At 36.1% G+C, this 7,137-nt stretch carries 5 protein-coding genes and 2 pseudogenes; 3 read left to right on the plus strand and 4 right to left on the minus strand.

Features of this window, described 5'->3' with window-relative positions:
- On the plus strand, positions 1 to 712 hold a 712-nt coding region (locus tag CQ058_RS30420; protein WP_105590215.1), incomplete at its 5' end, for a DUF3952 domain-containing protein.
- A gap of 173 nt (positions 713 to 885) precedes the next feature.
- Positions 886 to 1,704 carry a DUF3952 domain-containing protein gene (locus tag CQ058_RS30425; RefSeq protein WP_105587806.1) on the plus strand — a complete coding sequence of 273 codons (819 nt, stop codon included), beginning with the start codon at positions 886 to 888 and terminating at the stop codon, positions 1,702 to 1,704.
- Positions 1,705 to 2,177: 473 nt separating this feature from the next.
- On the opposite strand, the gene CQ058_RS30430 is transcribed toward CQ058_RS30425, so the two are convergent.
- From CQ058_RS30430 to CQ058_RS30445, 4 genes and pseudogenes are all read right to left on the minus strand, one after another.
- Entirely contained in the window at positions 2,178 to 2,858 is a 681-nt protein-coding gene (locus CQ058_RS30430; protein ID WP_002191621.1) for a DUF1266 domain-containing protein, read from the minus strand.
- Between the two features lie 12 nt (positions 2,859 to 2,870).
- On the minus strand, positions 2,871 to 4,169 hold the full coding sequence (locus CQ058_RS30435; RefSeq protein WP_002191620.1) for a J domain-containing protein: 1,299 nt from the start codon (positions 4,167 to 4,169) through the stop codon (positions 2,871 to 2,873).
- Positions 4,166 to 5,869, minus strand: a complete 1,704-nt coding sequence (locus CQ058_RS30440) for a molecular chaperone HscC (RefSeq protein WP_002191619.1) — start codon at positions 5,867 to 5,869, stop codon at positions 4,166 to 4,168. Before CQ058_RS30440 ends, CQ058_RS30435 begins: the two co-directional genes overlap by 4 nt.
- A gap of 512 nt (positions 5,870 to 6,381) precedes the next feature.
- Positions 6,382 to 6,768: pseudogene (locus CQ058_RS30445) on the minus strand (DDE-type integrase/transposase/recombinase); the annotation flags it as partial.
- 182 nt (positions 6,769 to 6,950) lie between these two features.
- On the opposite strand from CQ058_RS30445, the pseudogene CQ058_RS30450 reads away from it, so the two are divergent.
- A pseudogene (locus tag CQ058_RS30450) lies at positions 6,951 to 7,088 on the plus strand (SUKH-3 domain-containing protein); the annotation flags it as partial.
- Between the last annotated feature and the right edge of the window lie 49 nt (positions 7,089 to 7,137).

Genomic DNA, 7,137 nt, shown 5'->3' on the forward strand with positions numbered 1-7,137 from the left:
AGATGAAGGAGATATGAAAACGGTAATGTCTGCGAGTGATGATGGGTATGCGCATTTGAAAGAACAAATGATTTTTGTTACTAAAGAAGAAAAAGAAGATGGGATGCATGATAGAACGATATATCAAACTATTGATGGAATATACAATACAAAAGATAAAGTTTTATATGGAAATACAAATCAAGTATTAACTACTGATATTGATAGTGAAAAAGAGAAAGATACAACAAAAAATTATAAAAAAGAGGACATATATAGTACCAATATTATATACAAAAATGGTGAAGCTCAAAGTGAAAATCCTAAATTAGATGTGTCGACTATTAATTTAATTGTCGAAGGTTTACAAGGTATAGTTAAAATGAAACCCACCAAAGATATAAAAGAGTTTAGTGAGCCTAGTAGCATTAGTTATAGTTTAACAGAGTCACAATTTAAAGAGATAATAAATGATAATTTGAAGTTAGAATATGATAAATTTAGAAATGCATCAATTGTTATCGGCTTTAATTCTGCCAAAGATACTAAGGACCACCCAATGAGTATAACCGAAATAACCTTAGTAGTAAGATATTATAAAAAAAATAATCAAGATAAAATGTTGTTACATCGACAACAAATTGCTGCGAGTTTTAGTGACAAAGTTGAAAATACTCAAAATTCAAAAACGAAATATTTAGAATGTAAAAATCAATTCAATAGTAATAAATAATTAGGAAGGGGTTGAGGTTAATTATGGGGCGTTTTAATTTATCTCCCGACGAAGGGAAATTACAATTAGCAGGGAAGGACAATTACGATTTTAATAGGAGAGGAAGTATACTATTATGTTAAAGGAAACATAATCAAACTGAAAATGCCAAGAGTAACGAACGAGGTGACGGTATGAAGAAAAAGAAAGTTAAGGGGATGATTATTATGACAATAGTCGCGTCTTTATTGGGAGGGTGTAGTTTAGGAGAAACGAAGATTGACTATGAACCATTTGTAAAGGCTTTGGAAGAAGGAGATATGACGAAGGTTATGTCTGCGAGTGATGATGGATATGCACATGTGACACAAAGAGGTATATACAGTATGTACGAGCAAAAAGAAGATGGGGAGCACAGTAAAACAATTCGTCAAACTACAGAAGGTGTATATAATACAAAAGATAAAAGTTTATATGGAGACACAACACAAACAATTGCTACTGATATAGAGAATAAAAAGGAAAAAGGGACAAACGAAAATTATAAAAAAGAAACCGTTTATAGTACAAATATTATGTATAAAAATGGGCAGGAACAAAGTCCAGATTCTAATGTTGATGTTTCTTACGTTAACTTAATTGTGGATCGTTTAAAAGGAATAGGGAAACTAAAGATGAAGCCAGGCGATGATACAAAGAAATTTGATCAGCCTAATACAGTTGGATATAGCTTAACTGAATCAGAATTTCAGAGTATTATTAATGACAAGCTAAAAATACAATATGATGAATATGATGGGGCGACAATTGTACTTCATTTTGACTCAGTAAAAGAGCCAATGCAGATACTGCAAGTCAGTATTGATATAGACTACAAGAAAAAGAATGAAGAGGGAAAAGTAGTAGAATATATGTTACAGATACACACATACTTTAATAGTCAAAAAAGTAATAATCAAGATGCAAAAAAAGAATATGTAGATTATAAAGCACGGTACAAAAATAATACATAATTGGGAAAGGAGATAGGAGCATATGAATAATGAAGTGGAACAGGATAGAGAGTTACATGTAGCTTCTGATTGGGGAAAGTTGGAGTTAGCGGGGGAGGAATAAAATAATAAATAATTTAAAACAAGGCATCTTAGGGATTAAGAAAGTTTTAATAACCCCTAATTGTAGATTGAACGACCTTATTATGGAATTTAATAAAGATGATATTAAAATGATTAAGGTGGTACTATACTGGATCGTGACCACAATGCAGCGATTAACATTGAAAAATCCGGCTTAATGCAAATTGCGTATCAGCCAGCTTATTAAATGTACATAACATCTATATAACTGTAGGGCAAGGTCTTGTCCGAACAGTATAATCTACGCCTGTGGAGAGCGTGTAAGACCGGATCTCGTAAGAGATAGGCAATGCTTGTAGAATCAGGAAGCCCCCACTTCAAGCGGTGATAACCGGTAAGTGGGGGGGAGTTCACCTTAAATCTTTAAGTAGATTATTTTCCCATGGAACAACACTCAATAGAGTTTTTTTATAATCAAACAAGTGCGATACGTAATTAATATTATACTTATCTTTATTTATGAATTCTATATCATTTGCGTTAAAGTGGCTGCCGATACGAAAGGCGTTAAAATACTCGTGCCAATCTGAATAAGAATGTTGTGAAAGTCGTGCAGCCTGTATCATAAAGTTCTTTGCTTCCGGTTTTGATAAATAACCGAGTCTTCTACCGACCCGACATAAACAGATACACCATGCATAATCAAACGCTGCAATTCCGGAATCCGTCAAAATATGTAATCCGTAATTAGCAATATAAAGTTTTTCATAGTCAGGATGGTCTTTCGATAATTGCTTTCGCGCTGCCTCGGAAAGAGGAATCAATTGATGGCGTATACGATTAAATTCCTGCCGTGTTCCTTCTTCTAAAAACCAAATGATTTTCTCTTTTAACTCCGTCGAATTTTCGATCTTCCATGCCCATAACACGTTCTTCAAAAAACGTTTCCCAATAAAGCGGTCTCTGATAAGGGTGAATTCATATCGGGTAAAGTAGTTTGTAAGATAAAAACAATTCAAACAAACGGAAGACAGACAGCGGAAATATAGTTCGAGCTGTTTCTCTCGTTTTCTTTTATATAAAACAGGCATTCTGTCTCCTCCTTATGCTAATGTTTTAAGCCTAACGAATTTCCATGCTTCCCAAATAAGTGGGAGTAGGAGAAGTAATGCATATTTAGATGGTAATGGGGTTAAAACAATAAGAATCATAAAGATCAAATAAACCCAGGTGCGGCTAATAAATATAAATAAAAGATATAGCGCATAGTGGATAATAAACTTCGTATTTATTTCTTGTTTCTGTCTCTTCTCTGGAATTTCAGTGTGAATTCGAATACTGTATGAGCGAAATTCTACGCGCTCCGGATAACGCTTTACCACATCTAACCCCCTAGTGGCTACAGTTTCTATATCACCTGATTCGAACGAATACTTCACTAATAAGAACTGTGCGTCCATATGCTCCGGCTCAATCGAAAGTAGATGCTCACAGTCCTTGATAGCATCTGCAAACTGCCCGCGGTCATAGTAAATCTGAGCGCGATACAGTAAACCATCCAGGTCATCTGGGCAAATGAGAAGTATGTCATTGAATGATTGTAACGCACGTTCTTTATTTTCGATGCGCAAATAATAAATGCCCTGCATGCGTAAAAGTTCCGGATCTTCTTGATAAAGCTCGTATGCAAAATCGAGTGCACTTTTTGCTGTTTCTAAGTTATTATTCATAAGTGTGAGCTGGACTTCTTCACGTAAATGAAAATACGCTTCAAAATCTAAATCATCACTTTTCTTGAAAATATCATAACGCATCTCCTTCTCGCCGCTCATTCTCTCTAGCAAAAATTGCACCGTTTCTTCACCGTATTCAAACTCTAACTCCTCTCTTTGCTCACTAAAGCGAAATACATTGTCGAGAAGTTCCCAAATCGAGCGGGGGAAATGGTAATGATATTGTAAAAATTCTATTAATATATCTTGAATCACTGCCGCATGTTCTACGTCCCATATCACATCGGAACTTAATAAGTCTTCCCAATTTTTCGGTTCGATTCGTGCAAAGAAATCGTTATACAGCGTCTCGATTTTTTCCGTAAATGCGTGAACGGGATGTTCTGAAACGAGAGTAGTGGTAAGTTCAACATCACCATCCATCCATGTAGGAGATACAGGATGGATATAGGAATTCCCTTCGTTTTCATCTGTTTTTTCTAGTTGAGAGGGAGGTGCGGTCTTCATTTGTTTTGCGCTTTTTATCGCTTTATCAAATGCTTCTCTCAGCCGCTGATATCCTTCAGGATCGTCTTCGGGATGATAAATCTTTAGAAGTTTTGCATAAGCCTTTTTAATAGCTGCAATATTATCGGTAGGCTCAATTTCTAACGTTTCCCAAATGCTCATGAATGACTGACCCACCTTTCAATATTCTCTAAATGCTCTTTTAATATATGAGCAGCTTCTTTCACTTTTTTATCATTTTGCGTTGTGAGCGCATTTTCAAATTGCTGTAACAAGATAGCGACTTTCTGGCGTTCGTCACCGAGTAATTCTTCATAGAGCCGTTCGCCTTTTGCGAGCAGCAATCGGTTTTCGGACCGGTCTCGTGGATGAATTTTAATTTCCTTCAATTCTAGTAGTCTAGCTTCAATTTCTTTTTCTGTAAGATTTCCGGCATTTTGTTGGATAATTGCTCTTTTTTTCTCTCCAGTTGTTGTACTTATTACCTCGACTTCGAGAATGCCATTTATGTCATATGTATAACGAATGTCAATCGCCTCTTGTCCAGCAGGAGCAGGAGGGACTTTAATTTTAAGTTCGCCAAGTTTTAAGTTATTTTTAACCAAGCGGTTTTCTCCTTGATAAACATCGACAAGTATGGAGTGTTGTCTATCATTGACAGTATAAAGTCGTTCCACTCGACTTACAGGAATCGGTGTATTTCGTTCAATAATCGGGAAGAAGTATCCGGATTCTTGTTGTCCATTTCCGAACGCTTGAACAACACTAGTTCCTAATGTATATGGACAAACATCCGTTAAGATAACTTCTTCTAGTGCTTTGTTTCGTTCTTTTAAAGCAACTTGAATCGCAGCACCTAAAGCAACCGTTTCATCAGGATTAATATTCGCATGAGGCATGCGTCCGAAGATTTTAGAAATGACGGATTTGATAAGCGGCATCCTTGTCGCCCCGCCAATTAGAATGACAGCATCTAAATCCTTAGGGTTTAGCGACGCATCACGAAGTGCGCGTTCAATCGGATAGCGAAGCCGTAAGAGGAGCGGGGTTACTAATTTTTCAAATTCACTTCTGTTAATGCGAGTTTCATACGTCTCATTATGAATAACGACTTTCATAATCGCGGCAGGCTCATTACATAATGTAAGTTTGCAACGTTCTGCTTGTGCATAAATTAAAGATAGCGTTTTTGAGTCAAGGGAATCGGAATCGAGTTGGTGTAACTCTAAAAAAAAGGACATGAGACTGTTTGTGAAGTCTTCGCCTCCAAGATAATTATCGCCGGCGATTGATTTAACATCCATCACTCCTTCAAATAATTCCAAAATGGACACGTCAAATGTTCCGCCGCCTAAATCAAATACAAGAAATTTTGTCTCTGCCGCTTCCTGATTCAGTCCGTAAGCGATAGCAGCTGCCGTTGGCTCACTAATGAGACGTTCAACTTTTAATCCAGCAATTTCAGCAGCTCGTTTTGTCGCTTTGCGCTGAGCATCGTTGAAATAAGCAGGTACGCTAATGACAGCACCAGTAACCGCTTCGTTTAAATAAGCTTCTGCATCTTGTTTTAAAGATTGAATGATAAAAGATGAAAGTTCTTCTGAAGAAAATGTATACATACCTAACTCGTATTTTTTCTCTGTTCCTATAAATCGCTTAAACGTTGATGCTGTAACGTGCGGATGGGTAATCAGCCGTTCTTTGGCGATGCGTCCGACTAAAACTTCACCGCTCTCATCAACACTGATGACAGATGGTGTAAGATATTCGCCAAGTGCATTTGGGATAAGGGTTGCACCATGATCCGTCCAATAGGCTACTAAACTATTCGTTGTTCCTAGGTCAATTCCAATCGTTACCATAATAATCTCCTCTCGTTGTTACTCTATCATACTATATAGTATTATAATAATATATAGTATGAGAAAAATGGAATCTTAGGGTTTTATTTCTTGAAGGAAAGGGGGAGAAACAGATAGTTTAGTAGTGTTGAGTTTGTTATAAGTAAAGAGGTATAATTTTATCAGAATGTTTTTACAAACATGGTGAAATTTTATGTAAAGGGTGGTAAAGAGGTCAGATGATAATTGGAATTATATGTTTGATTTTAGGAATAGCGTTAATTTGGATGAGTGGAGGAGGACTTTTATTATTGGTGCCTGGCATTCTGTTTACAGTGGCGGGCGGTGTTATCTGTGTGATTTTTAGACGGTTAGAAAAAGAGAGAAGAAGATTAAGTAAGAATAGTTAGAAGTTACATATTGTATAGTTTGTACTTACATAATTAGGCGGAAGCATCAAGTCTAAAACAGGTTCTTGTGCAAAAATAAAACAAAAGAGAATAAAGCATATATATTCCTAACGGAATCGTATCTTATGTTGCAAGTCCAAACAATTGATGGATGAATTCTTTTTGATTTTGGCCAGACTGGTTCCGTAAAGCAATCTGTTCTTTTTTAATCATATGCATGGCTTCTACTCCAGAAAGAATAGATGTAGCTGTGTCAAAAGATTTAAGACCTAGCATAGAACGGATTCGCTTCTTTATAAAGCAATGATCTTGTTCTACTATGTTATTCAAGTACTTTTGTTGTCTAAGTCGCATACCGTTAGGTATGCTTTTTTCTTTTTTTAGCTTTTCAATTGCTATAGGATAAGCTGGATTCTTATCGCCTGTTATCACACATGGCTTTGAAACATGAAAAGACCGCAAGGCTTTCTTGAAAAGGCGCTTTGCAGCCTTATGATCTCTTGTTTTGCTTGAGCGCGTCAAAGACAAAATCACTATGAATGATATCTTCATTTCCAACAATGTGTTTACGACCATTATGATAATTTTATGATTAGAACGGAAAACCTACAAGGTGGCTTTGCTGAACCTTGTGATAATTGTAGTAGAACGTTTTCTGGATTCTATAACATTGATTACTAGGAGGAATGAAAATGAAAATATCAAATAAGAAAATAGAAGAATTAAAAAAAGCGGGATGGTACGAGGGGAGAAAAATAGACATATCAGAAAATGTAAAGTTTCTTGAAGAAAGAGGCTTTGAAGTTTTTGAAAGTGCAAAAAAATTTATCATTTTAGCCAAGAAGACTCCTTCCTCAAGGAACGCGAAGTGAGTAGGTG

Origin of the sequence: Bacillus sp. MYb56 (genome assembly GCF_002976445.1) — a bacterium.
Classification (GTDB): Bacteria; Bacillota; Bacilli; order Bacillales; family Bacillaceae_G; genus Bacillus_A; species Bacillus_A mycoides.

Excerpts from the sequence above, each read along its gene's own strand:
- CQ058_RS30425 (WP_105587806.1), top strand. The coding sequence starts at position 886 with ATGAAGAAAAAGAAAGTTAAGGGGATGATTATTATGACAATAGTCGCG.
- CQ058_RS30430 (WP_002191621.1), bottom strand. The coding sequence starts at position 2,858 with ATGCCTGTTTTATATAAAAGAAAACGAGAGAAACAGCTCGAACTATAT.
- CQ058_RS30435 (WP_002191620.1), bottom strand. The coding sequence starts at position 4,169 with ATGAGCATTTGGGAAACGTTAGAAATTGAGCCTACCGATAATATTGCA.
- CQ058_RS30440 (WP_002191619.1), bottom strand. The coding sequence starts at position 5,869 with ATGGTAACGATTGGAATTGACCTAGGAACAACGAATAGTTTAGTAGCC.